At 46.9% G+C, this 17141-nt stretch carries 15 protein-coding genes and 30 tRNA genes; 5 read left to right on the top strand and 40 right to left on the bottom strand.

The window, feature by feature from the left end:
* On the top strand, positions 1 to 648 hold a 648-nt coding region (locus tag NDA01_RS24600), incomplete at its 5' end, for a ParA family protein (protein ID WP_348230072.1).
* A 9-nt stretch (positions 649 to 657) separates the two neighbouring features.
* The gene (locus tag NDA01_RS24605; RefSeq protein WP_348230073.1) at positions 658 to 1461 is read left to right on the top strand and encodes a ParB/RepB/Spo0J family partition protein; all 804 of its coding nucleotides are present in this window, start codon (positions 658 to 660) and stop codon (positions 1459 to 1461) included.
* Positions 1462 to 1527: 66 nt separating this feature from the next.
* Here the strand turns inward: NDA01_RS24605 and NDA01_RS24610 are convergent, their stop codons facing one another.
* The 34 genes from NDA01_RS24610 to NDA01_RS24775 form a co-directional block, all read right to left on the bottom strand.
* Positions 1528 to 2070, bottom strand: a complete 543-nt coding sequence (locus NDA01_RS24610) for a hypothetical protein (RefSeq protein ID WP_348230074.1) — start codon at positions 2068 to 2070, stop codon at positions 1528 to 1530.
* Between the two features lie 176 nt (positions 2071 to 2246).
* A tRNA-His gene (locus NDA01_RS24615) sits at positions 2247 to 2323 on the bottom strand.
* 2 nt (positions 2324 to 2325) lie between these two features.
* Positions 2326 to 2399, bottom strand: a tRNA-Ala gene (locus NDA01_RS24620).
* Positions 2400 to 2402: 3 nt separating this feature from the next.
* A tRNA-Ala gene (locus NDA01_RS24625) sits at positions 2403 to 2479 on the bottom strand.
* A 3-nt stretch (positions 2480 to 2482) separates the two neighbouring features.
* Positions 2483 to 2558 (bottom strand) — tRNA-Arg (locus NDA01_RS24630).
* Positions 2559 to 2562: 4 nt separating this feature from the next.
* A tRNA-Val gene (locus NDA01_RS24635) sits at positions 2563 to 2637 on the bottom strand.
* Between the two features lie 5 nt (positions 2638 to 2642).
* Positions 2643 to 2714, bottom strand: a tRNA-Gly gene (locus NDA01_RS24640).
* Between the two features lie 12 nt (positions 2715 to 2726).
* A tRNA-Gly gene (locus NDA01_RS24645) sits at positions 2727 to 2801 on the bottom strand.
* Between the two features lie 4 nt (positions 2802 to 2805).
* Positions 2806 to 2880: transfer RNA gene (locus NDA01_RS24650), tRNA-Thr, on the bottom strand.
* An 82-nt stretch (positions 2881 to 2962) separates the two neighbouring features.
* Positions 2963 to 3036: transfer RNA gene (locus tag NDA01_RS24655), tRNA-Leu, on the bottom strand.
* Positions 3037 to 3039: 3 nt separating this feature from the next.
* Positions 3040 to 3115, bottom strand: a tRNA-Lys gene (locus NDA01_RS24660).
* Positions 3116 to 3122: 7 nt separating this feature from the next.
* Positions 3123 to 3197 (bottom strand) — tRNA-Lys (locus NDA01_RS24665).
* Between the two features lie 305 nt (positions 3198 to 3502).
* Positions 3503 to 3579: transfer RNA gene (locus tag NDA01_RS24670), tRNA-Leu, on the bottom strand.
* Between the two features lie 3 nt (positions 3580 to 3582).
* Positions 3583 to 3658, bottom strand: a tRNA-Pro gene (locus NDA01_RS24675).
* A gap of 5 nt (positions 3659 to 3663) precedes the next feature.
* Positions 3664 to 3740: transfer RNA gene (locus tag NDA01_RS24680), tRNA-Leu, on the bottom strand.
* 4 nt (positions 3741 to 3744) lie between these two features.
* Positions 3745 to 3822: transfer RNA gene (locus NDA01_RS24685), tRNA-Leu, on the bottom strand.
* Positions 3823 to 3874: 52 nt separating this feature from the next.
* Positions 3875 to 3947, bottom strand: a tRNA-Gln gene (locus NDA01_RS24690).
* A gap of 30 nt (positions 3948 to 3977) precedes the next feature.
* A tRNA-Gln gene (locus tag NDA01_RS24695) sits at positions 3978 to 4053 on the bottom strand.
* A 5-nt stretch (positions 4054 to 4058) separates the two neighbouring features.
* Positions 4059 to 4133: transfer RNA gene (locus NDA01_RS24700), tRNA-Asn, on the bottom strand.
* A gap of 101 nt (positions 4134 to 4234) precedes the next feature.
* Positions 4235 to 4316, bottom strand: a tRNA-Ser gene (locus NDA01_RS24705).
* Positions 4317 to 4319: 3 nt separating this feature from the next.
* Positions 4320 to 4396 (bottom strand) — tRNA-Arg (locus tag NDA01_RS24710).
* Between the two features lie 92 nt (positions 4397 to 4488).
* A tRNA-Tyr gene (locus tag NDA01_RS24715) sits at positions 4489 to 4572 on the bottom strand.
* A 5-nt stretch (positions 4573 to 4577) separates the two neighbouring features.
* A tRNA-Glu gene (locus tag NDA01_RS24720) sits at positions 4578 to 4654 on the bottom strand.
* 34 nt (positions 4655 to 4688) lie between these two features.
* A tRNA-Lys gene (locus tag NDA01_RS24725) sits at positions 4689 to 4757 on the bottom strand.
* Positions 4758 to 4782: 25 nt separating this feature from the next.
* Positions 4783 to 4853: transfer RNA gene (locus NDA01_RS24730), tRNA-Trp, on the bottom strand.
* Positions 4854 to 4860: 7 nt separating this feature from the next.
* A tRNA-Ile gene (locus NDA01_RS24735) sits at positions 4861 to 4935 on the bottom strand.
* A gap of 5 nt (positions 4936 to 4940) precedes the next feature.
* Positions 4941 to 5016, bottom strand: a tRNA-Cys gene (locus tag NDA01_RS24740).
* Between the two features lie 3 nt (positions 5017 to 5019).
* A tRNA-OTHER gene (locus tag NDA01_RS24745) sits at positions 5020 to 5102 on the bottom strand.
* A 5-nt stretch (positions 5103 to 5107) separates the two neighbouring features.
* Positions 5108 to 5181 (bottom strand) — tRNA-Trp (locus NDA01_RS24750).
* A 2-nt stretch (positions 5182 to 5183) separates the two neighbouring features.
* Positions 5184 to 5260: transfer RNA gene (locus NDA01_RS24755), tRNA-Glu, on the bottom strand.
* 6 nt (positions 5261 to 5266) lie between these two features.
* Positions 5267 to 5342, bottom strand: a tRNA-Asp gene (locus tag NDA01_RS24760).
* 402 nt (positions 5343 to 5744) lie between these two features.
* On the bottom strand, positions 5745 to 6131 hold the full coding sequence (locus NDA01_RS24765; protein ID WP_348230075.1) for an alr0857 family protein: 387 nt from the start codon (positions 6129 to 6131) through the stop codon (positions 5745 to 5747).
* Between the two features lie 24 nt (positions 6132 to 6155).
* Complete coding sequence (locus NDA01_RS24770; RefSeq protein WP_348230076.1) at positions 6156 to 6686, bottom strand: HNH endonuclease; 531 nt, start codon at positions 6684 to 6686, stop codon at positions 6156 to 6158.
* A gap of 80 nt (positions 6687 to 6766) precedes the next feature.
* Positions 6767 to 6982, bottom strand: a complete 216-nt coding sequence (locus NDA01_RS24775; protein ID WP_348230077.1) for a hypothetical protein — start codon at positions 6980 to 6982, stop codon at positions 6767 to 6769.
* Positions 6983 to 7076: 94 nt separating this feature from the next.
* Between NDA01_RS24775 and NDA01_RS24780 the strand changes: the two genes are divergently transcribed.
* A complete protein-coding gene (locus tag NDA01_RS24780) occupies positions 7077 to 7418 on the top strand; it encodes a hypothetical protein (protein ID WP_348230078.1) in 342 nt (113 codons plus the stop codon).
* Between the two features lie 567 nt (positions 7419 to 7985).
* Here the strand turns inward: NDA01_RS24780 and NDA01_RS24785 are convergent.
* Both NDA01_RS24785 and NDA01_RS24790 read right to left on the bottom strand, forming a co-directional pair.
* A complete protein-coding gene (locus tag NDA01_RS24785; RefSeq protein WP_348230079.1) occupies positions 7986 to 8702 on the bottom strand; it encodes a hypothetical protein in 717 nt (238 codons plus the stop codon).
* A 513-nt stretch (positions 8703 to 9215) separates the two neighbouring features.
* The gene (locus NDA01_RS24790) at positions 9216 to 9779 is read right to left on the bottom strand and encodes a tyrosine-type recombinase/integrase (protein ID WP_348230080.1); all 564 of its coding nucleotides are present in this window, start codon (positions 9777 to 9779) and stop codon (positions 9216 to 9218) included.
* Positions 9780 to 9981: 202 nt separating this feature from the next.
* Here NDA01_RS24790 and NDA01_RS24795 point away from each other — a divergent pair, with 202 nt between their 5' ends.
* Positions 9982 to 10698, top strand: coding sequence for a DUF5673 domain-containing protein (locus tag NDA01_RS24795; protein ID WP_348230081.1), 717 nt, complete (start codon positions 9982 to 9984; stop codon positions 10696 to 10698).
* 173 nt (positions 10699 to 10871) lie between these two features.
* Here the strand turns inward: NDA01_RS24795 and NDA01_RS24800 are convergent, their stop codons facing one another.
* Together NDA01_RS24800 and NDA01_RS24805 are read right to left on the bottom strand one after the other, a co-directional pair.
* Positions 10872 to 11246, bottom strand: a complete 375-nt coding sequence (locus tag NDA01_RS24800; RefSeq protein WP_348230082.1) for a hypothetical protein — start codon at positions 11244 to 11246, stop codon at positions 10872 to 10874.
* Positions 11247 to 11387: 141 nt separating this feature from the next.
* Entirely contained in the window at positions 11388 to 13376 is a 1989-nt protein-coding gene (locus NDA01_RS24805) for a phospholipase D-like domain-containing protein (RefSeq protein ID WP_348230083.1), read from the bottom strand.
* 184 nt (positions 13377 to 13560) lie between these two features.
* Between NDA01_RS24805 and NDA01_RS24810 the strand changes: the two genes are divergently transcribed.
* A complete protein-coding gene (locus NDA01_RS24810) occupies positions 13561 to 13989 on the top strand; it encodes a hypothetical protein (RefSeq protein ID WP_348230084.1) in 429 nt (142 codons plus the stop codon).
* Positions 13990 to 14112: 123 nt separating this feature from the next.
* Here the strand turns inward: NDA01_RS24810 and NDA01_RS24815 are convergent, their stop codons facing one another.
* Both NDA01_RS24815 and NDA01_RS24820 read right to left on the bottom strand, forming a co-directional pair.
* The gene (locus NDA01_RS24815; RefSeq protein WP_348230085.1) at positions 14113 to 16461 is read right to left on the bottom strand and encodes a hypothetical protein; all 2349 of its coding nucleotides are present in this window, start codon (positions 16459 to 16461) and stop codon (positions 14113 to 14115) included.
* Between the two features lie 154 nt (positions 16462 to 16615).
* On the bottom strand, positions 16616 to 17056 hold the full coding sequence (locus NDA01_RS24820; protein ID WP_348230086.1) for a hypothetical protein: 441 nt from the start codon (positions 17054 to 17056) through the stop codon (positions 16616 to 16618).
* Positions 17057 to 17141: the final 85 nt, after the last annotated feature.

The raw sequence follows: 17141 nt of genomic DNA on the forward strand, positions 1-17141 counted from the left end.
GCTAAGCAGAAACAGCAGGTATTGGTGATAGACCTTGATCCTCAATCTAATGCTGCTTATGCATTAGGAGTTAACCCTGCTGCTCCCGGAACTGCTGAGTTATTGATGGGTGACAATCCTTCGCCCTTAGAAGCGGCTCCTGGATTATACGTTCTTCCAGGTGGGCCGAATCTGACGAACCATACAATTCAATCACTGCATCCTGAGGACTTGGCTGACCTGATCAAACCCATGCCTTACGATGCTGTCATCTTGGATTGTCCTCCAGGCAATGAAAGTTTGGAGCGTCTAGGCTTAGTGGCAGCTCAAGTGACTCTCGTTGTTACCAATGCCCATCCTTTTGCCATTATGGGCGCGAATCGAGTCATGGGCGTTTTGGAGAGCTACCGAAACCGAGAGCGACGGGGCCCGAAGCAGTGGGCGTTAGTACTTTCCCAAATTGATGAGCGACGCGCTTTAGACAAAGAGATTCCTGCTCAACTAGCTCAGCGTCACTCAGATATAAAAAATTTCACTGTGCATCAAGATACAAACCTTGCCCAAGCTGGAGCGCAACAGGTTCCACTGATGGACTATGCACCCCGATCGCGCTCAGCAGAGGAGTTATCTGCGATCGCTCAGTGGATTATGAAGACGGCTCAGGACTAGAGAACGAGAATGGCTAAAAGACGTAGTGCAGCAGAGTTACTAGATGCAGCCCAAGCAGCAGGAACTGCAATTCAAGCCCAAGATCGGGCAGCAGAAACGAGAGTTGAACAGGAGCAACCTCTTCCCTCTACGATGCCTTTGGCTAAGATCCTGGACCGCAGCATCGATACTCGTGAGTTGAATACCCAGCACGTAGCTGAGTTAGCAGAGTCAATTGCTATCTTGGGTCTTCTAGAACCTTTAGTGGTGGATAGACGAGGACGGTTGTTGGCAGGAGGACATCGTAAAGCAGCAATCCTGGTGGTTCAGGAGCAAAGTCCTGAAGCCTACTCAAAACACTTTCTGCACGACTCTATACCAGTTAGAGTTCTAAATTTTGATGCGGAGGATGACCCTGCTCAAGCACTACAAGTCGAAGTGACGGAAAACGAAAAGCGGCGAGATTACACTCCTGCTGAAGTGCGATCGCTAGCTGAGCGGCTAAGGGATGCTGGATATGTAGAGGTGAAAGGGCGACCTGCAAAAGGTGAGCGAGCTTTGCGTCCTGCCCTGGAAGTGATTATCGGCAAGAGCATTAGAACTGTCAGACGCTACTTGAATGAGGCATTTGAGGAAAGTGTGACAGATGTCCGGCTTTCTGAGCAGCAGGATAATACTGCTACTGCCACTGCGCTTCGTCGATTACAAACAGAACTTAACAGGTGGCAAAAAGCCTATCCGGAACCAGAACTCCCAGAACTTCAAACGATCACCCGTGACACAGCTCGATTGCTAAAACGAGTAGAGGTAGCTCTGAAAAAGCTAAAGGGATAGCCTCTACTATGCTGTTCTTAGAGTGAATTCAAAAGTCTCCAGTTCAACTCGTACCATCAATACAAGTTACTGGTTATGGTTCCTAAGGGGGCTAGTTGGTAGCACTTGCTCAAATTCCATCACAGCACGCTCAAACCAATCCATCAGGGGCCGCCAGTCATCGGACGGCAGCTCTCGCCACTCCAATCGACAAGATAACCAAGTGTTTTCAATCTCAACTCCATAGGCTGTTCCGTCTAGAATCAGCAGATTAGCTTTTTGAAATTTAGTTTTTTGAAAAGGGCGAAAGGCGATTGCACCTAATGTAGACAACAGCTCATTCACTACCTGATTGGCAAGCAATGCCTCGCAACCATAGTCAAAGATATCATCGGGGTGCTCTGGCAAGCGTTGTCTTTGATTCCATTCAATTCGCCTAATCCAGTAGTAGTTTTCCTCCTGAAAGATGGACCAAGATGAGTAAGGAGCAAAGGATGGGTAGCGCCATAAAAATAGTTTGCGTTGATCCTTGCGTCGCTCCACTAAACCTGGATAGGCTTCTGGGTTCTTAACCCGGTGATAAGCTTTTCGAGCGTACCTTAGAGCTTCATCTATGTATGCTTCATCCATGTATTATGCGTTCCATTCCGTTGCTGAAGTGATGAAAAATAAGCTATTTGCTCTACCTTATATAGCCCATTGAGCACCACCCACTTAAATGGATGACGCCAGATCCTTATGGCCTGGTATAACCACCTTGACGCAAATTTAAAGCTACCACTATGTTCCCACTCTCGTAGCCTATTTGGGGTGACTGACGAGAGTCGAACTCGCTAACACTGGTGTCACAAACCAGCCCCTCCACCACTTCGGGTTCAGTCACAGTGGAGCCAAGGGGAGTCGAACCCCTAACCTTCCGCTTGCAAGGCGGATGCTCTAGCCAGTTGAGCTATGGTCCCATTTGGTGGATTCTGGTCGGAGTTGAACCGACATCTTCCTGCTTGCAAGGCAGACGCTTTCCCAGTTAAGCTACAGACCCCTATGGCAGGAATGGCAGGAGTCGAACCTGCATGAAACTGTTTAGAAGACAGTTGCCTTATCCGTTAGGCGACACTCCCATGTTGGTAGTCCTGATAGGATTCGAACCTACAGCCCTCTGTTTGTAGGACAGATGCTCCACCATTGAGCTACAGGACTACGAGAGCGAATGGCGAGAGTCGAACTCGCATCTGGAGATTGGCATACTCCGGTGTTAGCCCTTACACCACATTCGCAAGATTCAAGATTGGAGCGAAAGACGAGACTCGAACTCGTGTCTCCTGGTTGGAAGCCAGGGATGCTAGCCACTGCACCACATTCGCATTCTGGGGCTGGTGACAGGAGTTGAACCTGCAACCTACTGTTTACAAGACAGTTGCTCTGCCGTTGAGCCACACCAGCATTTGGTAGCGGAGGTGAGAATTGCACTCACTGATGTGAAGGGTATGAACCTTCCGAGCCGCTGTTGCTCCATCTCCGCGAGTACCTCTGACAGGAGTCGAACCTGCAACACACTTGGTTTAAGCAAGCGATGTCTGCCGATTGCATCACAGAGGCATTTGGTGGGTTGTATAGGGCTTGAACCTATGCGCTTCCGCTTAAGAGGCGGCTGCTCTACCGACTGAGCTAACAACCCGAACACTTGGTAGGTCGCCCAGGAGTTGAACCTGGATCTCTCCGCTTAAAAGGCGGCTGCATATCCGCTCTGCCAACGACCCGAGAATTGGTACACCGAGCAAGACTCAAACTTACTAATGACCCACTTATCGGGTGGGTGCGTCGATCACTTATAAGGCGTCAATTAGATTGGCTGGTCGCGTCAATTACAAATTCTGCTCACCAGATAATTGTCGTCTACGTCGCGTCAATTATGCGGCAAGTTAAAAGCCTTTCAGAGCAGGCAATTCAGGTTAATTGTCCTCGTAATTTTCATAGCGCGATCGCTGGTAGGAAAGAGCAGGATTTGTAATTGTGAGCAGCCAATCATAATTGTCATTTCACAATCACTTCCGCCTTCGGTGCTTGGTACTCCCGACAGGATTTGAACCTGTAGAATCTAGGCTCTCGACCTAGCACGTCTGCCAGTTCCGTCACGGGAGCAAATGGTCGGGATGGTAGGATTTGAACCCACGACTCCTTGGTCCCAAACCAAGGCTTCTGACCGCTGAATTACATCCCGATAGTTGGTACTGCTGGTGGGAGTCGAACCCACAACCTCTGGTTTCTAAGACCAGCACCTCTTCCAGTTGGGCTACAGCAGCAAGTTGGTACTCCTGGCAGGATTTGAACCTGTACATGAACTGGTTTTGAGACAGCTGCCTCTACCGATTGGGCTACAGGAGTAAGAAATGGGAGGGGCACAGAGGATTGACCCAGGCGACTGTTTACCTCCCAACTGCCCCGCTAGGATTCGAACCTAGAAACTTCGCTTTCAAAGAGCGAGATGTTGCCAGTTACACCACAGGGCAATGAGTTGTGCGACCACGAGCGATCGCAGTTGGATGCAGGAGTTGGGGTCGAACCAACCTCTCCTTGATTCAGAGTCAAGGCGACTTGCCAATCGTCCATCCTGCAAAGAATGGCTGCCCCAGTAGGACTTGAACCTACAACCATACGGTTAACAGCCGTCTACTCTGCCATTGAGCTATGGGGCAATACAAGTTCCCTAAACAGGGATGGGAAGTGACAGGATCGAACTGCCTTCTCGCCGTCTTCAGCGGCACGTGAGCACCAGCTTCACCAACTTCCCATGAGGCGGAGGATAGAGGAATCGAACCCCTAGTCAAGGACTACCCTGGTTTTCAAGACCAGTTGCCAACCATTTAGCGGTATCCTCCAAGTGGCAAGAACGGAGAGAATCGAACTCTCACTCTTCGGTTTCGTAGACCGATGTGTTATCCAGTTACACCACGTTCTTACGAGGCGGAGAGCAGTGGACTCGAACCACAATTGTTCATCCATCTGTTTAGCAAACAGCGCCGATCGCCTGATCGGTTTACTCTCCAGGTTTGGTAGGTCGGGCAGGAGTCGCACCTGCAACGCAAACGCGGCTGTTTTACAGACAGTTGCCCACACTGATAGGCGAGCCGACCTATGTTTGGCAGTGCAGACGGGACTTGAACCCGCTAGTCACACGCTTGAAAGACGTGCCGCTCGACCACTTCGCTTCTGCACCATTGATGCCGTGCAAGTTGAAAAAGCTGTTGATTCACACACAGGATTTGAACCTGTAGTTCACTGTTTAAGAGACAGTTGCCTTACCGTTTGGCGAGTATGTAAGCTTTTTCGATGAGGGCACAACAACGCACAGACCAGGATTTGAACCCGGACTAAAGGCTTTGGAGACCCTTGTGCTGCCGTTACACCATCTGTGCATTGCTTTGGTTGCAGCGGTGGGAGTCGAACCCACATATCCTCAGTTATGAGCTGAGTACCTTACCGTTAGGTGACACTGCAATAGTTGGACTCCAGGGTGGGAATCGAACCCACGAGTAGTTGGTTTTGCAGACCAACGCCTTCCCACTTGGCGACCTGGAGAGGTGGTGGAGACGAGGGGAATCGAACCCCAGTCCTGCAACCGTCCATTTGTTGGTTTCGGAGCAGGTGATGCCGATCGCGTCCCCACGAGCGAGGATGACAGGAATTGAACCTGTAACCGCTTGCATTGGAAACAAGTGCTCTGTCCATTTGAGCTACATCCTCATTGGAAGCATCGACGGGAGTTGCACCCGCTTCTCTCTGGCTGAGAACCAAAGCGACTTATCTATTCGCCCACGATGCTACAAGGCGGGAACGGACGGATTTGAACCGACGATCTTTCGCTCGACAGGCGACTGCTTTAAGCCGGACTAAGCTACATTCCCAAAGGTGGCGATTCAGTTTTCAAGGTTCAGGATTGCTGATTACAGCAGGAGTTAAAGGAAGCAACGCCGTTCTAGATGGTAGATTTCCCGCAGATGACGGAGTGCTTGAGTTTGTTTACTTGAATGGTTAGATTGACTTCCCTGATTGAATTGCTTGTCTCGAAGAGATGCAGAAGTACGTAGGAAATGAGTTTTCCAGTGTTCTGAAAGCTTCGAGAGAAGACCTTTAACTTAAAGGGAGTGAGCAGTCATTGGATTCGCTCCTTTGTGTCTCATCTCATACTACAGTTGTAATACAACGTACTACATAGTGTCAAGGGGATACTACAACTTTTTTTGAGAAGCGAGAGGGTAATGGTGGCAACGATGGCTAGACTGCCCTCTCTGACTTGGTTGTAGTTGCTAGGCCAGGGAAGAGATGTGTGCTTCACTCATCTGCCACAGTTTGTAGAGGAGGAGTTCAACGCGATCGCTGAGCACCGTGAGGAACATCCCTTCGTGAGCTTCCTTACTCTCAGCAATCCAGCTCCCACACAAGCTCACTTCTACAAACTCGTCATCGACTGAAATGACAGTCACTCTTCCTCTGCATTCCTGCCCCAACGTCGTCTCTAGATGTTTTAGGTTAGGGACATCAGCAGGCCATAGAAAGGAGGCATGACCAGGCTCGACTTGGAGGGATTGCTCTAAGCGCATAGCGAGAACAACCCGCTGGGCGATCGCCACTTCTAGAGAGGTCATCACCCGCTCCATGTACAGTCCGCCTTCGGTGTAGTTCAGCTTCAACATTGGCCTTACCTCCTTCTATTCAGCTCAGTCGTTGGTGGGCTGCTCTTTCCAGAACTGTTCTGCAAATGCGATCGCAGGGTGAATCGGTGCTTTGGGTTTGCTTCTGAGCACCATTCCGGTGTCGTGTAAGAGGCGATCGCTCTTAGCTGAATTGCACTTGTCGCACGCAGCCACTACGTTGTCCCAGGTATGGGTACCACCCTTAGAACGAGGAATGACGTGATCTAGGGTGAGACGCTTAGTGCTGCCGCAGTACTGGCAGGCATGGCGATCGCGACGGAAGACTTCGCGACGATTCACAGGGGGTAACTTCCACTGCCGCTCTGGATTGCCACTCGTCAAGCGGATGTGCTCAGGTACTTGGAGTACAACGCTGGGAGAGCGAACTTCCCAGGTCTGGAGACTACTGAACTCCAGTGACTCTGCTTGCCCCATCACGAGAAGCACGATCGCCCGCTTAATGTTGATGCGTGCCAAGGGAAGGTAGTTCTTGGAGAAGACTACGACCTGGTTATGCAATATGTGTGATGGCGGACTTTGCTCTGTAGCTTGCATGAATTCACTCCTCAAAAAACAACCCCCACTTCTGATGACCAGGAGCGGGGGTAAGTAAAGGAAGCTGATGCGCTGTTTCCTTATGTCGGTGTCAGGCTAACCCTGCACCTCCCGCTGCTAGTCAGTTGATCCGGATTGAGTTGTCCGGCGACTATCCCATCAATGCCTTTGTTGGCGGATTGACCACCACTAAATCGATACGCTCCCTCACACGCAAACAGCACCGATGCGCTACCCCAACCTCGATGGGGAAGAACAAGGGCACTGGATAAGGTGGCGAGCAGGATACGGATCATAGAAGGCTGTATTACTTGTATTACAAATCTGGATAGCTACATACTACACTTGTAGTATTATCTTGTCCACTTTTTGAAATTAGGTAGTTCGGGTATGGATACACACAAACCAAGCTCCACTTCGGAAATGCAAGTGACGAGTATCCGACTGGAACGTGAACTGAAAGAGCAATTGCGGGGAATTTCTGGGGAAAAAGGGTATCAAACCCTCATTCGAGAAATACTTTGGCAGTTCGTGGAGCAACGAACCATTCACGAGGAAGGGCGATCGCCCTCTCAAGCTACACTTTTGTCTAGATTAGATATTCGAGCTACCTTTGAGGCGATCGCCCAACAAGAGGAGTACTGCGTGATCACAGGCCAATTGATTCAACCGCAGCAACCTATGAGACTAGGGCTAACCATCTCTGGAAAACTTGTTTCTCTAAGTGCTTAGAAAGTGGAAGAAATACTCTTTTGGAGTTAAGTGCTCGCGCGATCGCACCTCTTGATTTTCCGGTTTGCGAGGAGGTGTTATATGTTTTTTGCAAACATTGCTGAAAACGAATAGTGGCGTGCTTTTTGTAGTACGACTAAAACCATTGAGAACTCAAGCGATCGCAACTCAAACAATGCCGAATTAACTCATTTTCGGCATTGTTGTTAAGCATTGCCGATTAAGTTCAGCACAGGAGATAACCTAGGTGTTACCACTAACTTTCATTCCGCCGCTGCAACGAGGAGTTAGACTGCACTTCAACAAAGTGACTTTAAAGGGCAATTAACATTTCTACGATTGTAACCAGCTCACCCTAAAATTATGGCTTTCCCCTAGCTACAAGTAAGTCATAAAACTCGTTCAGCTTTCTGGGCAAAACTTTTTATAGAATGAGTTTGATCTCATATTTAATAACAACAGTATGGCTGATTAATCGATCAAGCGTATATCCAACAACTTTGTCATCTTCCATTATGGAAGAATTTCGAGGTAAATCCTGAAGTAAACTTTATTTCTTCGTTAGCTCTAAAGTTGTTCATTATACTGTTTTTCACAATCGAAACTATGACTGTGGCTATCGCTCCAAAGAAGTTCAAACTGCTTTTTCCAAAATTCACCTTCACGACTATTTATGGGATGTTTGCGAAAAAGATACTCTACGGCATGACTATCTGTATCGATCGGTGTAGGTCCCCAAAAAACAGAGGAATCTATTATGGCAATCCATGCAGGATGATGATTATGGTTAAATCTAACCCTATCTGCTATATTCCGCTCTACAAAAGGATCTGTTGAGTTTGCAACGTTAGTTTTCCCCCGTTCTAATTTCATTCCTCGACCTCTTATACGTGCATATATGGGTGAACCTTCTTTAAAGGACGCGAGCAAGATACGAACATCTGAGGCCTTGCTGTCAACAATTTCAATTGCATCTCTCTGTATCCCTGGCAACCAAGTTTGATAGATCCATATTCGTTTATGAGCAGTTTGTATAGCTTCATGATACTCATATCTATCAGTGTTGTCTGACTCTTCAAGTTCAGAGAATGCTAAGGACAACAAACGAACAATTAATGCGACTAAAATTGAAAATCCTAACCTTTCACCAAGCTGAATAAATAAGTTTTTACTCCAAGAACCTTGAGCCAAAAGCACTAAGCTAATTGCGAAGATAAATAAAACAATGGTAAAAATTATTTCTGTTTTGCGACGCTTAATTAGTCTCTCAAGCTTCAATGACATAGTGCTGATTGATTAGAGTACAGTTAGTTTATAAGGTATGGAAGAGTAAAGGATTCTATCTAATTATTTATTGAACTGTAACTTCCTACATAACATACTTGGTTAGGTAGCTATACAACAAATTTCTGCCTGGTTTCGGATTTTAAGTCACTAGGCTGACGAGTTCTCTGGAACATACGCCATGTGAGGGAAATAGGCAGAAAAATCTCAGAATGTCTGATGGCAGAAAACATTGCTATTTCAGCCTAACTATTGTTTAGGCGGAATTGATTCGAGCTAACCCCCAACGTCGAACATTAGCCCGATGAATTTTCCGTATAATACCCCTGGCTCTGGGAATTAGCCCGAATTCTTCAGCGTTTCTTCGCTCCGTTTTCGCCTTTTATTCTGCCTGATATCCTGGGATCGGGATTGGGCGGAATCTAGGGTGCTGACATGGAACTACGACCTCAAAAATTATTCGAAAATTGAGAGATCAACCGATTTGCTAGAAGGGACTAACACCTCAAAGACTTAAAGCTGCGCGATCGCCTGCTCCAACTGCTCATCGGAAACTTCCAAGTATTCCTGAAGTGCGGCCAAACTCTCGTGTCCAGAGATTTCCTGAATCACCCGCAGTGGTATACCCAGGTTCGACATTCTAGTTAGTGCAGTTCGTCGAAAACTATGAGTGCTGGCCCCTTCAATCCCCAGCGACTCGAATGCTCCTCTTAGAATGACCGCTGCTGAATCTGGGTGGATATGCCCCCGACCCCAACGACCGGGGAAGACATAGGTTTTTCCGGCACTGGATTGATGTGCTCTCAGTAGCGTTACAAGTTCTGCCCTCACTGGAATGGAGCGGGTGGATCGCTTTCCTTTAGTGTTTCCCTTCCTTAGTGTCAGCCGCGATCGCACACCCCCAGGTCCGTAGATATCATCCGTTCTGAGGGAACAAGCCTCGGCAATTCGGCAACCTGTGTAGAAGCACACGCCAAACAAAGCCCTATCCCTGGCGTTGGTCAGACCCACTTTAAATAGTCGGGTGACTTCATAGGGAGTGAGGAGTTTAGCCTTGCCGTGGCGATTGACCTTCATGGGAAGCTACACCGGAAAATCTAAATTTTACGATGTAACGGGGTCAAAGCATTGAAATTGCGTTGTTAGTCGCTAGCTTCTAGTGCGGAGTAGTACAAATCTGGGGGTTTCGAAGCTTCAACTGGAGGGGGCGATCGCGGCTTTGATGTTCTAGGATGCGATCGCGGCTTTGAGTTTTTGAAGTGTTGGTGCTTTACAGAGCATGGAGGACATAAGCATTGCTTCCGGAGTTGAACAATCCGTTAATGTTTTTAAGATCTGGTCTGCATTAAATCACTTGGAACATAGAATGCCCCGCTTTTTTCTTTTTTTCATTCTGGGCCTCGTTGTCTTTATTGGTTTGTACTACTGCTTGACCCTCTCAGGAATTGATACAAGGCTAGATTTTCCCTCATCTTTTCTGATTTTGACTAGCCTTCTTATATGGATTCCAGTGTTAAATTGGACAGCCTATGGCCATAGAGAAACAGGCTCTCTATTGAGGAGAGTAGGCCGTCTTCAGAATACTTATTTAGCTCAGTCTCTTGCCGTTATTTATATTGTTGTTAGTCTCATTGCCTTAGCTTTCATAATTTATGAAGTGATGGGTGGCACTCCAAATTTCCCGAGTTCATTACGAGATTGGTCGCCCCTGCTTTCACTTTGGAGTTTTTCAATTAGCTACGCCCTATCGGTCTTTAGCGATTTAATTGTTTATGAAAACGGCATTTACCTTGGTTTTGTTTTACTGAAGTGGGAAGAGATAACTGCTTACCACTGGGACCGGACAGAGCCTAACCTTCTTGTAGTCACTGTAAAACCGGGTTCAATGTTTTCCCTAAAACCTAGCGCAAGGCTTCTCCTTCCACAAGAACAGCGAGACTATGTAGGCAATATACTTTCCACAAAGGTACAAGCAACGAGAACTGATGACGCTTAACACGGTTTTGAAATTGTTAGCTTTACTTGGAATGTTCTAATGCCTTAAATTTACAAAGCCTATGCCTATAAGACAGAGTAGTACAAAGCCTAGAAGCTACCGATGGTGAAAAGGCGGGATGAAATGAGCTACTTCGGATGTAAGTAAGGCGATCGCGCTCTAAACAAAGCTGATCATTCAGCTTGATTAATAGCTCGTGGCTTCCTCTGGTAGGCTAAGAATTCTTTTACAGCAGGGATAAAACCGAGAGAAATAGCGATCGCAATATGTAAAACTCCCATCCCTGAAACAAGGGGAGGGGAGATAGACCCTAGCGCTATAAGGATTAATCCACCCATTGTTAAAAGAAAGACGGCAAGCCACTTAGCCCAACGCATTCCCAGCCAGACGCAATACGAAAGAGCAGCCGTTAAAGCAAGGCGAACAACATCTTCAATCGGGATTCCACCACTATTGAGCCTCAATGTAAGGATGTAAAGCTCAGGCGCAAGGGTCAGTATCCCTATGGCTATCAAAATCGCTCGTCCAATTTGCTGTGTTTTAGTCATTATGCTCCGTACTTCGCACTACCCTAAGTAATCCCATTTAGGGCTTCTTTTACACTTTCACCAATCGATCACTTTGGTGGGCGCTGGAAAGTGACGTGAAGGTATTAACGATACCAATGAAATGCTGCTAGCTTGGCTTGCTTACGAGTGGTAAGCATCATGCTTCTCATAGTATTCTGGATGAAAGTAGTTATCTTGAAATGATCGAATAGAGGAAACATGCTTCTGCTCCACTTCTAAATTCTCAGCATCCTCAAAGCGTTTGATAAGCCCATTAATAATACGTGGGTCTGTTGTGTACAATCCCACTTCACGCTCTTTAGATGGACCATCCTTAAGAATAGCTTTCGAGGTAAGGAAGTTGTGGCTTCCAACCATTGCAAACTTACGATCGCAAACTAAAAACTTTTCATGTGTTCCTAAAAGCTTTAACTGAAACTCATTGGGGAAATCTTCTTGAAGCTTCTCTAATTTATACAAAGCATCATAAAAGCCATTAGTCTTTAAACCAGCGCGAAACTTTTTAGTACAATTGCCTGATTCTTTTATATCCTTCAAGTGGCCCCAACCAATATAAACTTTTACCCCTCGTTTCAAAGCTTTATTTAGCTTTTGGATAACTGTACTGTCAATGCTATGGCAAGTAAGCCACGGGCAGATCATAACCAGATGCTCAACACATATATCTAAAGCATCTATCAAATACTCACGACTAGCTAGACGATCGCAAACAAGTTTATACTTATACTCAGATTGAAGTCCTGCAAATAAGACTTGAAGCTCAGACACTCGTATATCAGTAACTTGATTAGCGTGACCTATCAATTCTTGTAACCTACTTAATTCGCTCTCTAGTTCACTGACTTTAGTAGTATGAGCAGAAAGCCCTTCTAGCTTTTGCCAAACTTCTTCTAAAGCCTGCATTGAATGTTGTTCTGGACGTACAGCAAATTCTTGACTAACTTGATTTAATTGTCTTTGAAGGCTGGTAATTTCTTCCGTCAGCTTGTTAACAACTCTTTGCTCCCAGGGTAAAAGTTCTTCTTGCGTCAAGAACTGCTGGGATTTCTCTTCAATTTCCTGAATCTTAGTTTTAAGTTTATTCACCCTTCGATCAACATCTAAGGCATCAATTGATACTTGAGTCCAACCTATCTTTTCTTCTAAGCTATCAGCCTGAATCTTTAGACTGTTGATGCCTTCCCATAAAGTAGCTGGATCAAAAGGTGTTACTGGTGATGGCAACTCTTTAATTTGTTTTTGTAAAACTGCAATTGCATTATTTAATTCTGAAATTTTATGCATTGAAGCCTTGCTAGTAATGTCCTCACTTAGCCTATTAAGTTTTTCACTGAGATCTACTGTCATACTTATTGTTGGACTTAGCCTAGATGCCAGTTCTGCCAACTGAGGAGTTATGACAGTTTGATTGGCATTTTCTAGCTGAGCAATATGTTGCTCTAACTTTTCTAACTGAATCTTCAATAGCTCTCTTTGCAGCTCTGATTGCTCAGTTTGATTTTTTGCACTGGATTGAAGCTCAGCAATGTCTGCACGTAACGGAGCTAAGTCAATGGCCTTGAGTGGAGTCAAGCATTTATCTATAGCAGCAATCTGTTGAGAGAGTTGGGCAACGCTTGCACCAACTTGTTTGAGATCTTCCTCCAGATGATCTGGTTGAAATGGTGAAGGGATTTGGGCGAGCTTATCTTGCAATTCACAACTGAGAGACTTGATCTGCCCATCTACATGGCGGTGTACCTCACTTACTGTATCCTCAGCATCTTTCTGCAAGTTGGCGATCGCCTCTTGAGTTCTTATGAGCTGAGCATGAATGTCTGTCGGATCAAAGGAATCAGGTACAGAAGGAAGCGCTTGTAATTGCTGCTGAACGCCATCAAATCTCTTTTGAACTTGAGTATCAACCTGAGTAATAGCAGCCTGGGTGTCACGCTGGCTTTGCTTCTGAAGACGCTCACGATTTAGGGTATTCAGTGCTAATGACATCGACAGTGGAGCTGCGGCAAAAACAACTTGCTGAGATACAGCAGCAGCCACTGTTCCGATAGCGGAAGTCAGCAGCGAGGCATACTCTGCCCTCTGCAACCATTGATTATTTGCGTTACCCATGTCACTCACTTAGGAATCCTTTAGCTAGAGGATTCCACGTTTACCCTAATTTTCCACAGCGAAAGCGTGAAAAGTTTACGAGGTCGGAGTAGCGAAGGATGAAGTTCTCAGAAAGATTTCTACCAATTGAAGGGCAACTTGTAGGGATTGAAGGACTATTGAGCTTAATTGAGGTTCTGCTCCTATGCTACGCGCGACACTCCGACCCATCACATTAGCCCTAGTTTTGAGTGCGAGCGCTCTAACTGGATGCACCAGGATTGACTATGACACCAGCCAACAGAGGGATTGGGTAGGGGTAGACGTTTCTACACGTGGTGAGGATTCACTCTTCGCTACCTCCATAGACAAAGCCTCTGTCAAGCCATCAGAAGAGGGCATACAGTTCGATGAGCTGAGCGAGAGCCCAGATGAGAGTAGCTCGATTGCCACTTACACCCTTAACTGCAACAACGGCACCTATACAGAAATCCAGCGAACTTTTTTGAATACTAAAGGTAAGCCGACACGACAAGAGAAGAAGCTTTGGCAATATAACTCCAATAGCAACAAGAAACAGGCAACAGTCCATCGCTCCCTATGCCAAGAGATAGGGTTGAAGCCTAAGTTTTAGTGCGCCGAGTTAGTCTACGTATCCCTAAAAATTTAATCCCCCAACCTAGCAAGCCAGATCAGGGGGGTAATTAATGCCGACGTGGGATTTCGCCTCACCGCATGTTACAGCCATGCTAGCAGATCAGCGAATCATCATCCCGGCCCCAACAACTCGGCTCAAGACTTCACCCAACTTACTTTTTGGGTTAGTCCGGGCCTGTAGATTTGCGATCGCAGAATCCATCCTGGCATCGTTGACAACAAGCTGTTGACGCTGACTAAAGGGTGAAGCAGCAACCTTCGCTGGAGCTAGTCTCTGAGCCTGTCGTTGCTGACGAACTGCCATCAAATCTTGAGCTGCGTCAATCTCTTGTTGTTTGGCGATCGCCTTCTCTCGGAGTGCTTCAACTCTGGGGTCAGCTTGCAGCGCTTGTGTAGGGGTAAAGATTCGCCCCATTTCTAATTGCTGTGCATCTAAGTTTTGCTGTTGAGCACGTCCGGCAATTGCTCGAAGCGTTGCGTTGGGATTGGCTGGTGCATCGACAGGAGCCAAGCCATAGTCTCCAGGCCGAACCTGTGCTCGAACATCGTCTCTAATTTGGTGAGCTGCAACTAGGGAATCTAGAGTATTGCCCTCACGGTACAAGCCTTGACGTTCTGTAGGACTGGTGAGGTTGAAAGGAGTGGCTGTTGCGTCGGTTGTTGCAGCAATGCCAGCTTTTAGGGCAGCATCATAGTTGCGATCGAGTACTTGAGTTACAGGCAAACCAGTTGCACGAGCTTGACTGATCGCATCGGGGAACTGTCGGGCAAATGCTTCTCTAGTTAGTGCCTGACCAGCCTGAGCATCTTGATGGTAGCTGCGTGATGCGTCAGAACTTAGATCGGTTGGGCCTAGTCGGATAACTTCAACATTGCGACGAGGAACACCCGATACCATTGAAACTTGATTATTAGCTGAGGCGATCTGCTCTGCACGAGAGGGGTGCATGGGGAGAGGTTGGGCGAGGATAGTGCGAGGGGTTGACATTATTGCTGCCTCAACGCCACCTCCATACGTTCCTCGACCTGGGAGGGTTGCCCCTCCTATGTCAGGGATAAAGTCGTTCTTAGCTCTTGCCGCATAAGGAGTGGTAGTTGTTCCGGCGAGTGGCAAGACTTGGTACTTTAGTGCTGATTCCATCTCAGCTAGGGGATTCTGATATTGAGCTTTGCTGAGTGCCCGATACGCTTTCCCTTGGGCATCCTGAACAACTGGAGCGTAATCATAAGTGTTGGCCCCCAAGTGCGAGTATGGCAACTTAGGTTCTAGATACTCTGATGCCTTCGGAGCAATCCTTGTACTGCCCTCGAACTCTCCAATCAACTCTTGCCGATTGCGATCATTGATAATCATCTGATCGGAAACTGGCATATCCCTGTTACCAATTTCTAAGCGGGAGGAAGTGTCAGCTAACCGTCTTCCAAAGTCCGTCTCAGCTTGTTGTGTTAACTGCTCCAGCGTTTGCCCACCAGAAGCTGCATATTGGAGCGGCTTGCCAGCAACGGTGAACTTCCGATCATCGACATAGCGATCGCCATCATGGATGTCCTTAATGCCAGGACTAGACTTTTGTGAGGCGTAAACACCATCCATCAAATCGTCCAAGCTGTAGGAATGCTTGTAGTCTGTGCCGTGGTTATAGTGCGGCATTGAGGGTCTAAAGCCACCCTCGAAATCATCTCGCACCAAGTCTCGGTAAGGCTTCTCTCTTAAACCCAGCGATCGGGCTTGACTAGGATCGAGGTCGAGCATTTGCATCTGGGTCAGCCCTAGATGTCCAGCCACTTTGTCCCGGTCGATTCTGCTGAGGTAATCTTTATCCACACCCTCACCAAACCGATTTCCAAGATTAGCTAATGCCTGGTTTGTTTCCGCTAGCTCTTGATATGCGGCAGCAGTTCCAATGGATAAATTCTGGGGATTAGGATCGGCACCAATGTATTGCTCAGAAAATGCTTGACTCGCTCTCAATCTTTCAGGGTCTTGAAAGCCTGCATAGCGTTGACGATTCAACATTTTCGCAGCATTACCAGCAACCAAATTATCAATTTGTTTTTCAGTCGAGGCTAAAGCCAACTCAGTCATTCTTCGCTTCGATGGATCGAAATTAGGATCAGCTAGCCACTGCCGATATTGAGCAGCATCCAACTTCTTATTAGATGCAGTAGTGTCGGGGAGCATCGAGTATCCAACTACTTGCTTTACATACCCTGGAGATAAATCAAATCGGCTTTCAACTAACTCTGGAAATGAAGGAGTATCAAGAGTTTTCAGCTCTCGAAGCACCCTCATCGAGCCTAGCCGATTGCGCCCCAAAGCTGGATCATCGTAAGCGCCAGGGTATTGAGCTAGCTTGTCTCGCATTGATTGGGGCTGACGAACTTGAAAGCTTCTAATCGCTTGCTGGGTTTGTGAACTGGGAAGAAGAGAGAGGTTTTCAGTGAACATAAAATTGTGAGTTGAACATAGTGGTATCGTGCCTTATGTAAGGCCGAAAAATACGAGTTTTGGGTAACTCCAAAAGACTGAAATTACTCAACAAAAAACCCCTAGTTTTTGTAGTGAACTAGGGGTTTAGAAGAAGTTTGAGAAAGCTGAATCTCTAACGAGTTACTGGCTTAAACAAGGAGCCATTGGAGCGCATTGAGTTGAGGAGATTTGTGCGCTCTGCTGTAGAAATTGAGCCCTTAGAAACGCACTCATTTAGAAATTTGCCCATCGATTTCTCGGCAGTGAAATCCTGCATGTCCCGTTTTGCAAGTTCATTCATGCGCCACCTTGGTACTCTCCAAACCGTGACCTCCCAGCGAATACCTCCGCCCTTGAGATATTCTGCCTTTTGAACTTTGGGGGAAATGCCGTATCCATGCTCGATCGCTATCCTACAAAATGCTTTGGCTTCATCTTTCCGTTTGAAACCGAAATACAAATCATTTGAGTCAATGTGCTTGGGGTTATCAATAATGCAGGCGGCCATCCGAGGTCCGCATTCGATGAAGAAAATTAGGGTGGAATCAGTTTCTGTGGTGGCAGGGTTTAACATGGTGACGATCCTCTTTAGTTGGGGATTAGGGAGAGCTAGGTCTTGCAAGGGCTGCTCTCCCCCAGAACAGGTTTTGTGACGATTC

It is taken from the genome of Trichocoleus desertorum AS-A10 (genome assembly GCF_039962155.1).
In the GTDB taxonomy this organism is placed as follows: Bacteria; Cyanobacteriota; Cyanobacteriia; order FACHB-46; family FACHB-46; genus Trichocoleus.

Excerpts from the sequence above, each read along its gene's own strand:
- NDA01_RS24795 (WP_348230081.1), top strand. The coding sequence starts at position 9,982 with ATGGAGGACATAAGCATTGCTTCCGGAGTTGAACAATCCGTTAATGTT.
- NDA01_RS24770 (WP_348230076.1), bottom strand. The coding sequence starts at position 6,686 with ATGCAAGCTACAGAGCAAAGTCCGCCATCACACATATTGCATAACCAG.
- NDA01_RS24775 (WP_348230077.1), bottom strand. The coding sequence starts at position 6,982 with ATGATCCGTATCCTGCTCGCCACCTTATCCAGTGCCCTTGTTCTTCCC.
- NDA01_RS24810 (WP_348230084.1), top strand. The coding sequence starts at position 13,561 with ATGCTACGCGCGACACTCCGACCCATCACATTAGCCCTAGTTTTGAGT.
- NDA01_RS24785 (WP_348230079.1), bottom strand. The coding sequence starts at position 8,702 with ATGTCATTGAAGCTTGAGAGACTAATTAAGCGTCGCAAAACAGAAATA.
- NDA01_RS24780 (WP_348230078.1), top strand. The coding sequence starts at position 7,077 with ATGGATACACACAAACCAAGCTCCACTTCGGAAATGCAAGTGACGAGT.
- NDA01_RS24605 (WP_348230073.1), top strand. The coding sequence starts at position 658 with ATGGCTAAAAGACGTAGTGCAGCAGAGTTACTAGATGCAGCCCAAGCA.
- NDA01_RS24765 (WP_348230075.1), bottom strand. The coding sequence starts at position 6,131 with ATGTTGAAGCTGAACTACACCGAAGGCGGACTGTACATGGAGCGGGTG.
- NDA01_RS24815 (WP_348230085.1), bottom strand. The coding sequence starts at position 16,461 with ATGTTCACTGAAAACCTCTCTCTTCTTCCCAGTTCACAAACCCAGCAA.
- NDA01_RS24610 (WP_348230074.1), bottom strand. The coding sequence starts at position 2,070 with ATGGATGAAGCATACATAGATGAAGCTCTAAGGTACGCTCGAAAAGCT.
- NDA01_RS24805 (WP_348230083.1), bottom strand. The coding sequence starts at position 13,376 with ATGGGTAACGCAAATAATCAATGGTTGCAGAGGGCAGAGTATGCCTCG.
- NDA01_RS24800 (WP_348230082.1), bottom strand. The coding sequence starts at position 11,246 with ATGACTAAAACACAGCAAATTGGACGAGCGATTTTGATAGCCATAGGG.
- NDA01_RS24790 (WP_348230080.1), bottom strand. The coding sequence starts at position 9,779 with ATGAAGGTCAATCGCCACGGCAAGGCTAAACTCCTCACTCCCTATGAA.
- NDA01_RS24820 (WP_348230086.1), bottom strand. The coding sequence starts at position 17,056 with ATGTTAAACCCTGCCACCACAGAAACTGATTCCACCCTAATTTTCTTC.